Here is a 16,030-nt window from a genome sequence, read left to right as displayed (position 1 = left end):
TCAGATCTTGCGGGCGACGGGGCTGCCGAACAGGCCCTCGGGGCGGACCAGCAGGACCAGCACCATGATCAGGTAGGGCACCAGCACCGCGACTTCGGGCCACAGATAGACGGCGAAGGACCGCCCAAGCCCGATCAGCAGCGCGGCGACGGCGGCGCCCTCGATCTGGCCCAGCCCGGCCGTGGCGATCACGGCGAAGGACAGCACGATCATATCGGCGCCCATCCCCGGCAGGATCGAGGTCGTGGGCGAGGCCAGCGCGCCCCCCAGCCCCGCCAGCACCGCGCCGACGATGAAGGTGAACAGGAACACGCGGTCCGCGTCGATGCCGATGGACTGGGCAGCCTCGCGGTCCTCGGTCGTGGCAAGGATCAGCTTGCCGATGATCGTGTGGCGCAGGAAGATCCGCAGCCCGACCAGCAGCACCAGCGCCACAAGCGGCAGCAGGATCAGCTGATAGACCGTGTAGGTCACGCCAAAGACGGTGACATTGCCAAGCGCCTGCAGCGCGGTCGCCTGGAAATAGGGCTGCGTGCCCCAGACCAGCCGCTGCACGTCCTCGAGGATCATGAACACGGCGAAAGTCACCAGCAGTTGCAGCACTTCGGGCTTGTTGTAGATGCGGCGCAGCAGCAGCCATTCGATCGGACCGCCAAGCGCCACCCCGACCAGCACCGCCGACACGATCATCAGCGGAAAGGCCAGGATCGGCGCGAAGCCCATCGCCAGCCCCCACGCCGTCAGCGACGCCGTCGCATAGGCGCCGATCGCATAAAGCGAGCCATGGGCCACGTTCAGGATGCGCATGACGCCGAAGATCAGCGTCAGGCCCAGGGCCACGATGAAGACAAGCGCCGCGTAGGACACCCCGTCGAACAGCGCCAGAAGAAAGAGGGTAAGGTTCATCGGCTGATCCCCTTGATGCGTTGGGCGGGGCCCGCCCGCTGGCGGGCCCCGTTCGGGATCGGATCAGTTCTCGAAGCTGTCGGCGGCGATCCCGTCCAGATACGAGGCGTCCAGCCCCCGGATCCAGTCCAACGAGACCTCGCCCACCGGCGGCAGAAGCTGCGCGCCGTCATAGATGCGGATGTTCTCCAGCGTCGCGAAGGGATATTCCGCGGTCTGCGCGCTGATGCCCAAAAGCTGCGCCTCGACGCCCTGATTGTCCTCGCGCAGCGTGATCGGGCGACCGAAGGCCTGGAATTCAAGCCCCTCGAAGGCGGCCAGCAGCTGTTCCTCGTTCGGCCAGTCGACGCCGTTCTCGGCGATGGCCTTCTCATAGGCGGTCTTCATCGCCTCCAGCGCCTGGGCTGCGTGAAAGACCGAATAGATCGGCAGGCTGCCGGTCGTCTCGCGGAACTCGGTGATGAAGGCCTGGAAATCCTCGTCGTCGCGGCGTTCGGGATGCAGGAAGTAGTGATCGCCCCGCGCGCCCACGATGTGACCGGCAGGCAGGCTGGAACCCAGCCGCTCCAGCGAGCTTTCAGCCAGTGGCAGCACGAAGGTCGTGTTGTTCATCAGACCGCGCTGAAAGGCCTGCTGGACGAAGGTGTCCAGATCGCCACCCCAAGAAGTGGACAGGATCACGTCGGGCCGCAGAGCCTGCAGGCGCGAGATCTCGGCCGAGTAGTCCGGCGCACCGAAGGCCGGGAAGAATTCGCCCACGACCTCCACGTCGGGCTTCAGCACCCGCAGGGCGTTCGACACGATATCCCAGCTGTCACGGCCCCACGCGTAATCCTGGTTCACCACCGCGATGGTCCGGAAATCCGGCTTGACCTCGAGCAGATAGAGGACGGTGGCCATCATCTCGGCCGTGGCATTGGCCTGGGTGCGGAAGACGTAATCGTATTCGGCCTCTTCGAAGATGCGCTGCGTGCCGCAATCCCACATCAGGTTCGGCACCTGCAGATCCTCGGCCAGAGGCGCAAGGGTCTGGCAATTGCCCGACGAGATCGCGGACATCATCACCTCGGCCTCGCCGGCGACGCGGCGGAATTCGCTGCTCAGCGCCTCGGCGCCCGCGCCCTCGTCGATATAGGTCACGCGGACCGGCACGCCGTTGATTCCGCCGTCCTCGTTCAGGCGGCGGACCAGGATCTCCATCCCCTCGCGCGCGGGAACCCCGAAGACCGAGGCCGAACCCGTCAGAAAGGTCGTCATCCCGACGCGCAATTCCGAAGGCTTGTCCTGCGCCAGAGACGCGACCGGCAGCATTGCGCAAAGCGCCGTGGTGGCAAGAAACCGTTTCATTCTGTCCTCCCTTGTTGTCGTGATGCGCCTGTCGCGGCGCCTAGCGGATCGCGATGGGGTTGATGATCATCTGGACCGCGCCCTGCACCCGCGCCTGCCCCAGCACGAACAGGAATTCGCTGACCCCGTCCGAGGCCAGTTCGCGCGTGTCCATGTTCTCGAGAATGTAGATGCCGTGATGGGCCTGCAGGATCTGGTGGGCGCGGAACGCCTCGCCCTCGACCTCGGCGGGAACGACCTCCATGCCCCAGGTATCGGCACCGACGGCCATCACCCCGATCTCGGCCAGGTATTCGGCGCCGCTGACGCCCAGACCCGGCTCGGCGGCGGCAAAGCGCGCGGGATCGGCATTGTCGCCGTCCAGCAGCTCCATCCAGTTGGAATGGAACAGGACCACGTCACCCTCGCGCAGTTCGACCCCCTGATCGGATGCGGCGGCGCGGATGTCGTCGGCGGTGTAGGGAACGCCCTCGGCCACCATGTCCGTGCCGAAATGGCGGGTCATGTCCAAAAGGACGCCCCGCCCGACCAGACCCGGCAACTGGTCCAGACCCAGTTCGGTCAGCCCCGAGGCCGGCGCGAAATCGTCATAGCGGCGGCCCCCGTAATAGACATGGTTCTCGCCCGAATGGCCCAGACCATCGATCTGAGGGCCGATGCCCAGCCAGCCCATGAAGATGTCGTCATTATAGGTGAAGGCGTTTTCGCCCAGACCGGAATTGCCGCTTTGATTGGGTTGCAGCACCGTCACCGACATGCTGCGCGGCGGAAAGGCCGGGGTGTCCGACCCGACCGTGATGCCAAGGCTGTAGACCTTGCCCTCGGTCACCAGCCGCGCGGCCTCCAGCACGCGGTCGGACGTCATGTGATTGGCCGCGCCCAGCTGGTCGCCCGAACCCCACCGGGTCTCGGCCCAGTCAGGCGTTTCGTCGGTGCCGTGGGCCCCTGCCTGCGCGCCGATGGCCAGCAGACAGGCCGCAGCCATGTTGCCAAACCGGAACGCCTTCGATGTCGTGAAAATAGCCATAGCTTCCTCCCAGAGCCACAGATGGAAAACCCTAGGCCGGGGACTGGCGCAGCGGCCAATACCCTATCATGATTTCGGCCATAGGTTCAGGCTATCGCCCGACCCGCAGGTGATGGCCGATGGCGCGCGCCGGGCTAGACTGGCCCCGTCACGGAGGGAGGGACATCATGGACATCACGGCGGCGGTGTTGACGCGAACGGGGATCACCGGTGGCTTCGAGGCGGCGGGCGCGCTGAGCCTGCGGACGGTTCAACTGGCCCCGCCCGGCCGCGGCGAGGTGCTGATCCGCATGGCGGCGGCGGGGGTCTGCCATTCCGACCTGTCGGTGATCAACGGCACACGGCCCCGTCCCGTGCCGATGGTGCTGGGGCACGAGGCTTCGGGCTTTGTCGAGGAGGTCGGCGCGGGTGTGGACGATCTGGCCCCGGGCGATCATGTCGTCTGTATTTTCGCGCCGGGCTGCGGGCGCTGCGCGATGTGCGCCGAGGGCCGGCCCGCGCTGTGCACGCTGGCGGCCACTCATCATGGCCGGGGCGAGCTGATGACGGGCCACAGGCGGCTGTCGATGGACGGCGCGCCCGTCCATCACCATGTCGGCGTTTCGGCCTTTGCGACCCATGCCGTGCTGGCGCGACAATCGCTGGTGCGGGTCGATGCGGACCTGCCGCCGCATGTCTCGGCGCTGTTCTCCTGCGCGATGCTGACCGGGGCGGGCGCGGTCTTCAACACCGCGCAGGTCCGGCCGGGCAGTCGCGTCGCGGTGTTCGGTCTGGGTGGCGTGGGCCTGTCCGCGATCCTTGGCGCGGCGGCGGCCGGCGCGGGCGAGATCATCGCCGTCGATCCCTTTCCCGCCAAGCTGGAAGCCGCATCCGCGATGGGCGCGACCCGCACCGTCACCGCCGGGCCCGATGCCGCGCAAGAGATCCGCGACCTGACCCGGGGTGGCGTCGATGTGGCGATCGAGCTGGCCGGATCGGTGCAGGCGCTGGAAGCGGCATGGAACTGCACCTGCCGGGGCGGGCTGACCGTGACGGCGGGTCTGCCCCATCCGGATGCGCGGATGCCGCTCAACGCGCTTCAGCTTGTGGCCGAGGAACGCAGCCTGCGCGGCAGTTATATCGGGTCCTGCGTGCCGCAACGCGACCTGCCGCGCATGTTCGCACTGCACGCGCAGGGCCGGCTGCCGGTCGAGAAGATGCTGACCCACCGGTTGAAGCTGGCCGATATCAACCTGGCGATGGACAGGCTGGACGATGGCCGTGCCATCCGCCAGATCGTCGAGTTCGACTGAGAGGAACGGCATGGACATCCGCCAGCTACGCTATTTCATGGCCATCGCCGAGGCGCCCTCGATCTCGGCTGCGGCCTTGGCACTTGGGGTCGCGCAACCCTCGCTGTCGCAGCACATACAGCGGATGGAGGAGGAGTTGGGCGTCCGCCTGATCGACCGCACGCCGCGCGGATCGCTGCTGACGCAGGAAGGTCACGTCCTGCTGGACCACGCCCGCCGCATCTGCGACAGCCTGGACCGTTGCGTCGCGGATATGCGCGATCTGGGCGGGACCGTGCGCGGCAAGGTGGGTTTCGGGATGCCGCCCTCGTGCTCGATGGTGATGTCCGTGCCCCTGGCCGAGACCGTGCGGATCGACCTGCCCGAGGTGCGGCTGCGCGCCGTCGAGGCGATGAGCGGCTACATCAAGGACTGGATCGACAGCGGCATGGTCGATATCGGCTTTCTCTATGACCTGACCGGGGCGGGAAACCTGCGGGCGACCCATGTGATGAACGAGGAATTGTTCTTCTATTCCGCGCCGGACGCCTGGCCCCTGGCGTCGCCGCCCGGCGCGCCGGTTGCGTTGCGCGATCTGCAGAACCTCGACATGATCCTGACCTCGAACGGCCTGCGCCAGACGATCGAGAACTACTGCACCGAGATCGGCGTGTCCCTGCGCGTCGTGATCGAAATGGACGCGATGACCCAGATCAAGGATCTTGTCGCGCGCGGGTCGGGCTACACGATCTTCGCCCCGGTGGCCGCCCATGATTATGTCAAGCGCGGGGAATTGCTGCGCGCGCCCATCGTCCAGCCCCGCATGATCAGGCCCGTCTATCTGGTCTCGAACCCCGCGCGCGTGATGACGCGGGCCTGCCGTTCGGTCGAGCAACTGACCCTGGACGTCGCACGCGAGCTGGTCCAGCGCGGCATCTGGGAGGCCGAGCTGGTCTAGCCCCCGCCCGCCCGGATCAGCGCCCCGATCTCGCACGCGCGGACCGAGGCCGGATCGCCGTCCAGCCTGCCCCAGAGGTCCAGCACCGGCCCCGCCCCTGCGCCCAGCAAGGCCCGCGCCTTGGCCTGCAACCGCGCGCGCAGGATCGAGGCGGGAATGGCCTGCGACAAGTCGTGATCAAAGGCGATGCGATGACCATTGGTCAGCACGATTTCGCCCCGCACCTGCTGATCGGTCAGATCATGGTCGCCGCCGACCTCGACCCGAGCCGCAAGATCGGCAAGGGCCGGGTCAAGGGCAAGCGCATCCGTGTAGCTGCGGTCATCGCCCGTGTCGCGCCCGGTCAGCACCATCGCGGCCAGCCAGCCATAGCTGAACTTGACCTCCAGCCCGGTGCCGGGGCGCTTGATGTCGCAGACCCGCAGCCAGCGCGGCGCGGTCCGAACCTCGATCCGCGCGATCTGGCCGGGATCGGGCGGCGTCGGACAGGCGGCGCGCAGGCCCTCGATCATCGCGTGCAGGCCGTGGCAGCAGGCGTGAAACTTGTAGCGGTTCTCACGAAAGCGGAAATCCTGGGGATCGGCGCGCAAGGCGGCGGGGTCGGGCGCGTCGGAATGGGTCTCGACAAAGCCCTGCGGGCCGAAGATGCCATCCGCCGCCGTCGTGAGGCCAAGCGCGGCAAGCTGCACGGCCTCGACCCCGTTCGCGGCGGCAAGCCCCGCATTCAGAGGCTTGCCCATGGTCCCGAATTGCGACTTGAGCCCCGAGGCCCGGGTTGCGCAGAGCCCAAGCGCCCGCCGCATCCCCTGCGCGTTCAGCCCGGCCAGCCGTCCGGCCGCCAGCGCCGCGCCAAAGGCGCCCGCCGTCGCGGTCTGGTGGAAACCGCGATTGTAATGCGCCGCACCCAGCACGCGCCCCAGACGGATCGCCCCCTCGGCGCCCAGAAGGAACGCCGCGCAGATCTCGGCGGCACTCTGGTCCCGCTCCTCGGCAAGGGCCAGGGCCGCAGGCAGGATCCCCACCGACAGATGGCCCACATGATCGAAATGCGTGTCGTCGTAATCCAGCGCATGAGAAATCGCGCCATTGACCATCGCCGCCAGCCTCGCCGGTGCGGTCGAGCCGCCAAAGAGGCTGGCCGAACCACCCTGGGCCTCGGTCTGGGCAAAATGGCGCATCTTGTCGGCCAGGGGCTCGGCGCGCCCCGCCAGCCCGCAGACCAGCCAGTCCAGCAGCGACAGCCGCGCCAAGGCCAGCATGTCCCGGGGCAGCCGCCTCTCGGGCATCAGCGCCAGATCGACCAGAAAGCCCGCCGGGTCGTCCTGACCGGACATGCCGAGTTCCATAACCCTCTCCGTCATTGCCTGCCGCAATCCTGCGACGAAGCGCCGAGCCGCACCAATAGAAACCGGTGGTGGCGGCCATAGGTCCGCCCTATGCCGGGATACAGGGCGCGGACCGTGTCATCCGAAGCCCGCCACAGCAACCGAACGCTCACGCTCGGCTTCGATCCAGTCGAGAAACGTCCGTCGGGCCTTGCGCCGCGCCGCGTCGCCTTCGGTCAGTTGGGATTGGGTCAGGTAATAGTCGAAATCCTCCAGCACCGACAGATCGGACAGCTGGACCAGCCGCCCCTCGGCCAGGTCGGGCCGGATCATGGCCAGCGAGCACAAGGCCACGCCCTGCCCGGCCAGGGCCGCCGCGCGCAGCAGGTTGAAATCCTCGAAGATCGCGCCGGGCAGACGGTCGGGCACAGGCTCGCCCGCGCGGCGCAGCCAGGCTTGCCACCCCAAGGGGTCGTCATCGTGCAAAAGCCCCACCCCCAGCAGCCAGTCCAGCGACAGACGATCGGGGGGCGCGCCAACCAGCGAGGGGCTGGCGACCGGCACGCTGAGACCCGACAGGAACGGCGCCGAGACGGTGCCCGCGACCTGCGGCGTGGCATCCGCGAAGGTGAAGGCCAGATCGGTCGTCGCATAGTCGATAGCGTGGCCGTGATGGGCATAGATCACCCGCAGCTGGATATCGGGATGTCTTGCGCGGAAATTCGGCAGCCGGGGGATCAGCCAGCAGATGGCGACCGAGGGGATCGCAGCGACCACCACCGCTCCATCCGCGACCGAGGGGCGGGCGCGGCGGCAGGCGGCCTCGATCCCGTCAAAGGCCGCCGCGAGGTCGCGCGCCAGCGCCGCGCCGCGCGGCGACAGCTTCGGCACCCGGCCCGAGCGGTCGAACAGCGGCGCGCCCAGCCATTGCTCAAGATGCTTCACCTGATGGCTGATGGCGGGCTGTGTCACGAACAGGGCTTCGGCGGCGGCCCGGAAACTGCCAGTCCGCGCGACGGCCTCGAAGGCGCGCAGGGCATTCAGCGGCGGCTGGCTCATTCGCGCCCTTTCATGAGAAAACCTAATCGGGTGATTATAAATCGTCTTTTGACGCTGGCAAGGCTCGACGCCATCCTGCAGAAAAGCTAACGCCAGTGAGAATGTGATGACCGAACGCGAAAGACTGCAAAGTTTCGTCGGCAACGGCGACAAGGCCAAGGGCACGTTCTCGGCGGCCGAGATGCAGCGCCGGCTGGACGCGATCCGCGCGCATATGGCCGCGAACAGCGTGGATGCCGCGCTGTTCACCTCGTACCACAACATCAACTACTATGCGGATTTCATGTATTGCCAATTCGGGCGGCGATACGGCTTCTTCGTCGATCACGACAAGGCGACCTCGATCAGCGCAGGCATCGATGGCGGACAGCCCTGGCGGCGGACCTTCGGCCAGAACATCACCTATACCGACTGGCAAAAGGACAATTACTTCCACGCGATCCGCCAGATCATCGGCGGCGCCCGCCGTATCGGGATCGAATTCGATCACGTCAATCTGGACCTGCTGTCCCTGCTGAAGTCCCAGTTTCCGGGCGTCGATTTCGTGGATATCGCCGCCCCCGCCATGCGGCTGCGCATGATCAAGTCCGCCGAAGAGATCGCCCATATCACCGAGATGGCGCGCATCGCCGATCTCGGCGGGGCGGCCTGCGTCGAGGCAACCGCTGTGGGCGTCCCTGAACACGAGGTCGCGCTGCATTCCACCGCGACGATGGTCCGCGAGATCGCCCGCACCTGGCCCGAGGGCGAGTTGATGGACACCTGGACCTGGTTCCAGTCGGGCATCAACACGGATGGCGCGCATAACCCGGTGACCGCGCGCAGGATCCGGCGCGGGGACATCCTGTCGCTGAACTGCTTCCCGATGGTCGCGGGGTATTACGTCGCGCTGGAACGCACGCTCTTTGCCGAAGCGGCCAGCGACGAGCATATCCGCCTGTGGGAGTTCAACTGCAAGGTCCATGACCGCGGCAAGGCGCTGCTGGTGCCGGGCGCTCGATGCTCGGACATCGCGGCCGAACTGAACGAGATGTATGCCGCCGAGAACCTGCTGCAGTATCGCAGCTTCGGCTACGGCCACAGCTTCGGCGTGCTGTCGCATTATTACGGGCGCGAGGCCGGGCTGGAACTGCGCGAGGATTGCGAGACCGTGCTGGAACCCGGCATGGTCGTCAGCATGGAGCCGATGATCACGATCCCCGAAGGCATGGCGGGCGCGGGCGGCTATCGCGAACACGACATTCTGGTGATCGAGGACCGGGGCAATCGCAACATCACCGGGTTTCCCTATGGACCCGAGCATCTGATCGTCGGGCCCGGCGCGAAAGCGGTCGCCTGACCGCTGCGGCGCCGCCCGGCCAGCATGGCCGCCTTGCGCAGCCGGTCATGCTGAAGCGAGGGCGATCAGGCGGCGAGGCCGCGACGGGCATCCGCGAACGAGATGAGGCGCTTCAGCTTCTCGTCCCACAGGTGCAGGTTCACCGAACGCAGGCTTTCCAGAAGCGTCAGCCGTTGGGCGTCGGCCAGACCCGGGTGATCACGCAGGATCTCGGGCAGGCGATAGAACGGGATGCGGCTGTAGAGGTGATGGACGTGGTGAATGCCGATATTGGCCGACAGCCATTGCAAGGGCTGCGGCAGGACATAATGCGACGACCCCGCCAGCGCGGCGTGATGCAGCTGCCATGTTTCTGCCTCGGCCCAATGCGTTTCCTCGAACTGGTGTTGGACGTAGAACAGCCACATGCCGATGGTCGCCGCGACGATCACGGTGGGCAGATAGACGAACAGCACGTATTGCAGCCCGCCCAGCCAGATCATCCCCGCCAGGAGAAGGGCAATCATCGCATTGGTCCCCATAGCCGAGATCCAGTAGCGCCTGCCCGACCGCATCAGACCAAGCGGCAGACGGTTCTGCAGCAGGAACAGATAGCTCGGCGCCAGGCCGAACAGCACCAGCGGGTGACGGTAGAGGCGATAGATCAGCCTGCCGACCCGGCTTCGGCCGTGATACTCATCGACCGTCAGCGTCAGCACGTCCCCGATGCCGCGCTCATCAAGGTTACCGTGCTGCGCGTGGTGCATGGAATGCGTGCGCCGCCAGACGTCGTATGGCGTCAGGGTCAGGACCCCGAGACAGCGCCCCACCCAGTCCTGCGCCTTGCGGCTGTGAAAGAACGACGCATGGCCGCAATCATGCTGGATGCAGAATATCCGCACGAGCAGGAAGCCGTTCAGAACCGCGATCCCAAGTGCCAGCCACGGGCTGAACGTAATGGCGGCCCCTGCCAGCCCCCAAAGGAACGCGAAGGGCACAAGGGTCACGAGAAGCTCGAAGATGCTGCGCCGCGTCGAGGGGTCTCGATACTTTGCGAGGATCCGCACCCAGTCCTTTGCGGACCGGACCTGCGCCGCAGATTTGTCGGAAGATGTCATTGTCGCCGCCTTGCAGTTGGAGCCACGTATGCCCCACGGCTACCACGGCGCTTGTGCCCGCTCGTTTAGTGCAGCGCCGTTTCCCGAGCAAGACACCGCGCGCGGTGACAGATCGGCGCATCCTGCGTATCGGTCGTCCGCCTCGCCCTCCGTCTGCATGAGGCCCGCTTTTTCCGAACATGCCCTTGCATCCCTCCGGCGACCGGTTCAGTGGTAAACCGTGACGGATTATTCCCATCAGACATCGCGGACCCTGACCCAGCTTGGCTGGTCGCGCTTCTTCGAGGGGCAGCTGGACCCTTCCGAAACGGGCCTTGCACGGATGCGGATCTCTTCGGTGCATCGGACCAGGCTGACGGCATTGTCCCTGTCCGGCGAGCAGAGGCTGACGCTGCCCGCCTCAGCCGATCCGGCGGATCACGCGGTGGGGGACTGGGTTCTGGCAGAGCCCGCGGACGGAACGCTCGTCCGAAGGCTCGAACGCAGGACATTGCTGCAGCGGCGCACCGAAGGCCGCCGGGGGCCGCAGCTGATCGCGGCGAACGTGGATACGCTGTTCATCGTGACCTCGTGCAATGACGATTTCAACGTCGCGCGGCTGGAACGCTACCTCGTCCTTGCGAACGAAGCCGGCGCGACGCCGGTGATCGTCCTGACCAAGGCCGACCGGGTGGCGGATGTCGCCCCGTATCTGGATCAGGTGAGGGGCCTGCAAAGCGGCGTTGCGGCGGCAACACTGGACGCAAGATCGAAGGATGCAGCACGGGTGCTGGCCCCCTGGTGCGGCGCGGGGCAGACGATTGCGCTTGTCGGCTCGTCAGGGGTGGGAAAGTCGTCCCTGCTGAACACGCTTGCCGACAAGGCAGCCGCCGAGGCGCAGCTGACCGGCGCCATTCGCGAAGCCGACAGCAGGGGCCGCCACACGACGACGTCGCGCTCGCTTCACGCCATCGCGGGTGATGCCTGGGTGATCGACACGCCCGGCATCAGGACGCTTCACGTCAGCGACATCTCTGACGGGCTGGACATCGTCTTTGCAGAAATCGTCGCGCTTGCCCCGCACTGCCGGTTCGGGAACTGCACGCACTCCCACGAACCGGGATGTGCCGTCAGCGCAGCAGTCGCTGCCGGGGCGATCGACCCCCGCCGCGTCGCTCGTTGGCGCAAGCTCTTGACCGAAAGCGGCTCGGCCACACCGGGCCAATCCCGCGCGCACCGCAACAAAGTCGCCAGGTCGCAGGCCAGACCCCGCGAAAGATGAGGTCGACCCCCCTCGCGCCTTTCGCGCAGCGACGAACGAGACCGGACCACGGAACCAGCCGTCAGCGAAGAAAGCGCGCCGATGGCAGCGGCTGGCGGCGTAGCCGTCGCGCGCGGGGGGCCGGGGTGGGCACGGTCCGATGCGTTCTGCGGCGTGCTTTCTTGATCCTGCGGCGGGTTCGCGCTATCAGGCGGTCACAAGCAAGGACCCGGTGAGACTCCGGGTGGCTCTTCCGGCCGCCGATCCGCCGGACAATCCTTTGAAGAACCCTGAAGCACAAAGAGGAACGTCTTGCAAAAGACCTCCCGTGCCGGGTCATTGGAAAACGCATGATCTCTCTTTCCGAATACCGCGCGCAGTGGTTCGGCAATATCCGCGGCGACCTGCTGTCGGGGCTTGTCGTCGCGCTGGCGCTGATCCCCGAAGCCATCGCCTTTTCGATCATCGCGGGCGTCGATCCCAAGGTCGGGCTTTACGCCAGCTTTTCGATCGCGGTGCTGATCGCCTTTGTGGGCGGCAGGCCCGGCATGATCTCGGCGGCGACGGCGGCGACGGCGGTGCTGATGATCACGTTGGTGCGCGATTTCGGGCTGGAATACCTGCTGGCGGCGACAGTTCTGGCGGGCCTGATCCAGATCGCGATGGGGCTGGCACGGCTGGGGCGCTTCATGCGGTTCGTGTCGAAATCGGTGATGACCGGCTTCGTGAACGCGCTGGCCATCCTGATCTTCATCGCGCAGCTGCCCGAACTGGACCTTGCCAACACGGGCGTCACCTGGCTGACCTGGGCGCTGGTCGCGGCGGGCCTGGCGATCATCTACCTGTTTCCGCGCCTGACCACCGCGATCCCCTCTCCACTGGTGACGATCATCGTGCTGACGGCGCTGACGCTGGTGATGGGCTGGGATGTGCGGACGGTGGGCGATCTGGGCGCGCTGCCCGATACGCTGCCGGTCTTCCTGATCCCCGACATCCCGCTGACGCTGGAGACGCTGTGGATCATCCTGCCCTATTCCACCGCCATCGCGCTGGTCGGGCTGCTGGAAAGCCTGATGACGCAGAACATCGTGGACGAGCTGACCGACACAAGATCGGACCGCGACCAGGAATGCGTGGGCCAGGGCATCGCCAACACAGCCACCGGCTTCATCGGCGGCATGGCGGGCTGCGCCATGATCGGGCAGTCGATCATCAACGTGAAGTCGGGCGGGCGCGGTCGGCTGTCGTCCTTCACCGCCGGAACGGTGCTGCTGATCCTGGTGGTCGGGCTTGGCGATCTGGTGGGCCTGATCCCGATGCCCGCGCTGGTCGCGATCATGATCATGGTTTCGATCGGCACGTTCAGCTGGTCCTCGATCCTCAACCTGCGCACACATCCGCGGTCGTCCTCGGTGGTGATGCTGGCGACGGTCGCGACGGTCGTCTGGACGCACAACCTGGCCATCGGCGTGGGCGTCGGTGTCCTGCTGTCCGGGATCTTCTTCGCGGCCAAGATCGCGCAGCTGTTCCGCATCCGCTCGACCCTGTCCGATGACGGGCGCGCGCGGACCTATATCGTCGAGGGCCAGATGTTCTACGGTTCGGCCGAGGATTTCGCCGCGGCCTTCGACTTCCGCGAGGTGGTCGAGCGGGTGATCATCGACGTCAGCCGCGCCCATATCTGGGACATCAGTTCGGTTCAGGCGCTTGACATGGTGATCCTGAAGTTCCGCCGCGAGGGGGTCGAAGTCAGCCTGATCGGCATGAACGAGGCATCCGAGACGCTGGTCGACAGGCTGGCGATCCATGACAAGCCGGGCGCGCTCGACAAGCTGACCGCGCATTGAGGGAGGACGGAATGACCAACAAGATACTCGCGCTGGTGGACGGCTCGGCCTATTCGGAAAGCGTCTGCCACCACACCGCATGGATTGCAGGCCGCCTGAGCGCGGATGTGGACCTCATGCATGTTCTGGGCCCCCGCGAGGGCGGCGCGCCGCGCGATCTGTCCGGGGCGATCGGCCTCGGCGCGCGCTCGGCGCTGCTGGATGAGTTGGCGCGGGCCGACGAACAGCGCGCGCGGCTTGCCCAGGCGCGCGGTCGCGCGATCCTGGAGGATGCCGAGGCGATCCTGCGCGCGCAGAATGTCGGCACGGTCAAGGCCCATCTGCGCAAGGGCGACATCCTTGAGGCCGTGCAGCAGGCCGAACCGGACCTGCGCGCCATTGTCATCGGAAAGCGCGGCGAGGGCGCGGATTTCGCCAGCGGCCATCTGGGCTCGAACCTCGAACGGATCGTGCGCGCCTCGCAGGTGCCGGTCTTTGTCGCCGCGCGCGGCTTCAGGCCGATCGGCACGGTGCTGGTCGCCTATGACGGCAGCCCCTCGGCCATGAAGGCGATCGAGCGGATGTCGAACAGCGCCGTCTTCCAAGGGCTTCGGATCACGCTTCTTCATGTCGGCACCGGCGGGCAGATCGCCGCGCGGCTGGACGATGCGGTGGCGACACTGGCCGCCGCGGGTCTGACGGCGGATGCCCGCATCGTCGATGGCGAACCGGACGAGGCCTTGCAGGCCATCGTCGAGGCCGAAGGCCATGATCTTCTGGTGATGGGCGCCTACGGGCATTCCCGCATCCGCAGCCTGATCATCGGCTCGACCACGACGGCGATGGTGCAATCGGTCAAGATCCCGGTTCTGCTCTATCGCTGACTTCGCTCATGTGACAACCTGCATCCGGAGAACCGGGCGCAGGCACCCCTAAGCGCCGATCTGCCGCCAGCCGGATGACGGCAGGTTGCGCCCTGCCCTGGCCGCCGCAATCGCCCGCCGTGCGGAATCCCGCGCGGCGGGGGGCGCAATTCGGCCACCGGCTCCAGTGCTCAATCCAGCTCGTCGCCGAGCGCACGAGCCGCTTCTTCCAGACCTGCGATGGCGTTCTGGCGCACCTGTCCGGTAAAGCGGGTGTTGAGGCCCGAAATCGTGAGCGCGCCGCGAAATCGGCCGGATCTCGAAAAGACGGGCGTCGAGATCGAGGCGATGTTGGGGTTGCGTGTCGCATCCAGGCTGACGGTCCCGGTCTCGTTGAAAGACGAGAGGTCGGGAAGGTGCTCTCCGGTATATCGGCGCAGCACGAGACCGGAGGCACCAGTCCCAAGTCGCAGCCGCATCCCTTCCTCGACGCCGTATTTTTCCAGACTCGGGCTGTTCTCGCGGTAGAGGCAAACGCGGTCGTTGCCGGCCCTGACGAAGAACGAGGCGGTTTCTCCGGTATGGTCCACCAACCTGCGAAGGATGGGCCGGATCGTTTCCCCGGTGTCATAATCCTGCCGGAAGATCAGACCCAGGTGCCAGATGCTGGCCCCGACCGAAAAGCGGCCATCGCTGTCTCGATCAATGAACCCGTAGATCGCAAGCGAACGCGTCAGCCGCAGGATCGTGCTCTTGTGCAGGCCGGTCTCTGCCGCAAGTTCGGCCAGCGTCAGTCTGGGTCTGCGGATGCTGAAGGCCGTCAGAATCGACAAGGCCCGCTCTACTGATTCAGTCCGCTCGGCTGGCATGCGTTCTCCCTGGCGAAACGACGCGGCTTCTGCGTTGCCAGAATCTTGGGCGTCAGTCTACAGAAACCGCAACGGGCACAGGAGAGCCCGCGTCAACCACATCGGGAGGATGTCATGAAACAACCGCTTTTGGCGGGCTGCGCCCTGCTGCTTGCCACCACCGCCGCAACGGCTGCGCCGGTCCGCTTCACTCTCGGGACCGAGAACAACAGCTCGGACTTCAGTGTTCAGGCCGTGCAGCACTGGAAGTCGCTCATGGAAGAGCGCTCGGACGGTGAGTTGCAGATGACAATTGTCGATGGCGGCGCCCTCGGCTCGGGCACCGAGGTCCTTCAGCAACTGGCCGGCAACGAGATCCAGGTCAGCATCTCAGGCCCGACGCTTTTGCAGGGGATGGCTCAACCCTTCCAGTGCATGGAAGCCGAGTTCGTCTTTGATGACGCCGACCACGGCTATCGCGTCTGGACTGGCGAACTGGGGGACGAACTGTCCCGGTTCATGGAGGATAACCACCGCATCACGATTACCGGCGTCGCCCATCGGGGCGCGCGGCATGTGACCGCGAACAAGCCGATCAACGCGCCCGAGGATCTGGTTGGCGTCAAGCTGCGGGTCACGAACCAGTTGCGCAGCGATGTCTTTGCAGCCTTCGGCGCCCTGCCCGGCCCGCTGCCCTATTCCGAGCTTTACGGCGCGCTGCGTCAAGGCGTCTTCGATGCGCAGGAAAACCCGATTTCGGCAGTCCACGCGCAGAAGTTCTACGAGGTGCAGAGCACACTGAACCTGACGGGCCATGTGCAAAGCTACTACGTCCTGACAACCAGCACCGACTTTCTGGAAAACCTGACGGACGAGCAACGCACCATCTACAACGAGACCGCGGCCGAGACGATGGAATGGCTG

14 protein-coding genes and 1 other annotated feature are annotated in these 16,030 nt (G+C 66.3%); of the genes, 7 read left to right on the top strand and 7 right to left on the bottom strand.

Annotated elements, in window-relative coordinates; translation table 11 throughout:
* The 3 genes from ACTZWU_RS10885 to ACTZWU_RS10875 all read right to left on the bottom strand — a co-directional run bounded on the left by ACTZWU_RS10885 (position 1) and on the right by ACTZWU_RS10875 (position 3,280).
* The gene (locus ACTZWU_RS10885) at positions 1–906 is read right to left on the bottom strand and encodes a branched-chain amino acid ABC transporter permease (protein WP_444737383.1); all 906 of its coding nucleotides are present in this window, start codon (positions 904–906) and stop codon (positions 1–3) included.
* A gap of 63 nt (positions 907–969) precedes the next feature.
* Positions 970–2,253, bottom strand: coding sequence for an ABC transporter substrate-binding protein (locus tag ACTZWU_RS10880; protein ID WP_444737382.1), 1,284 nt, complete (start codon positions 2,251–2,253; stop codon positions 970–972).
* 40 nt (positions 2,254–2,293) lie between these two features.
* Positions 2,294–3,280: a cyclase family protein gene (locus tag ACTZWU_RS10875; RefSeq protein ID WP_444737381.1), complete on the bottom strand. Its 987-nt coding sequence runs from the start codon at positions 3,278–3,280 to the stop codon at positions 2,294–2,296.
* Positions 3,281–3,447: 167 nt separating this feature from the next.
* Between ACTZWU_RS10875 and ACTZWU_RS10870 the strand changes: the two genes are divergently transcribed.
* Together ACTZWU_RS10870 and ACTZWU_RS10865 are read left to right on the top strand one after the other, a co-directional pair.
* Positions 3,448–4,572, top strand: coding sequence for a zinc-binding dehydrogenase (locus ACTZWU_RS10870; protein ID WP_444737380.1), 1,125 nt, complete (start codon positions 3,448–3,450; stop codon positions 4,570–4,572).
* Between the two features lie 10 nt (positions 4,573–4,582).
* Positions 4,583–5,509, top strand: coding sequence for a LysR family transcriptional regulator (locus ACTZWU_RS10865; RefSeq protein ID WP_444737379.1), 927 nt, complete (start codon positions 4,583–4,585; stop codon positions 5,507–5,509).
* Here ACTZWU_RS10865 and ACTZWU_RS10860 read toward each other — a convergent pair.
* Positions 5,506–6,870, bottom strand: a complete 1,365-nt coding sequence (locus ACTZWU_RS10860; protein ID WP_444737378.1) for an MmgE/PrpD family protein — start codon at positions 6,868–6,870, stop codon at positions 5,506–5,508. The genes ACTZWU_RS10865 and ACTZWU_RS10860 overlap by 4 nt on opposite strands.
* A 102-nt stretch (positions 6,871–6,972) precedes the next feature.
* On the bottom strand, positions 6,973–7,893 hold the full coding sequence (locus ACTZWU_RS10855) for a LysR family transcriptional regulator (protein ID WP_444737377.1): 921 nt from the start codon (positions 7,891–7,893) through the stop codon (positions 6,973–6,975).
* A gap of 106 nt (positions 7,894–7,999) precedes the next feature.
* Here ACTZWU_RS10855 and ACTZWU_RS10850 point away from each other — a divergent pair, with 106 nt between their 5' ends.
* The gene (locus tag ACTZWU_RS10850; protein ID WP_444737376.1) at positions 8,000–9,232 is read left to right on the top strand and encodes an aminopeptidase P family protein; all 1,233 of its coding nucleotides are present in this window, start codon (positions 8,000–8,002) and stop codon (positions 9,230–9,232) included.
* Positions 9,233–9,297: 65 nt separating this feature from the next.
* On the opposite strand, the gene ACTZWU_RS10845 is transcribed toward ACTZWU_RS10850, so the two are convergent.
* Positions 9,298–10,329, bottom strand: coding sequence for a fatty acid desaturase (locus ACTZWU_RS10845; RefSeq protein WP_444737375.1), 1,032 nt, complete (start codon positions 10,327–10,329; stop codon positions 9,298–9,300).
* Positions 10,330–10,549: 220 nt separating this feature from the next.
* On the opposite strand from ACTZWU_RS10845, the gene rsgA reads away from it, so the two are divergent.
* The 3 genes from rsgA to ACTZWU_RS10830 all read left to right on the top strand — a co-directional run bounded on the left by rsgA (position 10,550) and on the right by ACTZWU_RS10830 (position 14,279).
* Positions 10,550–11,590 (top strand): ribosome small subunit-dependent GTPase A, encoded by a 1,041-nt coding sequence (gene rsgA, locus ACTZWU_RS10840; protein WP_444737374.1) that lies wholly within the window; start codon positions 10,550–10,552, stop codon positions 11,588–11,590.
* A gap of 201 nt (positions 11,591–11,791) precedes the next feature.
* Positions 11,792–11,847, top strand: a sequence feature (sul1 is cis-regulatory element that is thought to sense ions involved in sulfur or methionine metabolism; They are found in Alphaproteobacteria).
* A 72-nt stretch (positions 11,848–11,919) separates the two neighbouring features.
* Entirely contained in the window at positions 11,920–13,416 is a 1,497-nt protein-coding gene (locus tag ACTZWU_RS10835; protein ID WP_444737373.1) for a SulP family inorganic anion transporter, read from the top strand.
* 11 nt (positions 13,417–13,427) lie between these two features.
* Positions 13,428–14,279, top strand: coding sequence for a universal stress protein (locus tag ACTZWU_RS10830; protein WP_444737372.1), 852 nt, complete (start codon positions 13,428–13,430; stop codon positions 14,277–14,279).
* 170 nt (positions 14,280–14,449) lie between these two features.
* Here ACTZWU_RS10830 and ACTZWU_RS10825 read toward each other — a convergent pair whose 3' ends face one another.
* Positions 14,450–15,127, bottom strand: a complete 678-nt coding sequence (locus ACTZWU_RS10825; RefSeq protein WP_444737371.1) for an IclR family transcriptional regulator — start codon at positions 15,125–15,127, stop codon at positions 14,450–14,452.
* A gap of 114 nt (positions 15,128–15,241) precedes the next feature.
* Here ACTZWU_RS10825 and ACTZWU_RS10820 point away from each other — a divergent pair.
* Positions 15,242–16,030: TRAP transporter substrate-binding protein (locus ACTZWU_RS10820; RefSeq protein ID WP_444737370.1), on the top strand; the 789-nt coding region annotated here is incomplete at its 3' end.

This window comes from Paracoccus sp. NSM (assembly GCF_052379855.1).
Taxonomy (GTDB): domain Bacteria; phylum Pseudomonadota; class Alphaproteobacteria; order Rhodobacterales; family Rhodobacteraceae; genus Paracoccus.
This window is presented reverse-complemented; position numbering and strand designations above follow the sequence as displayed.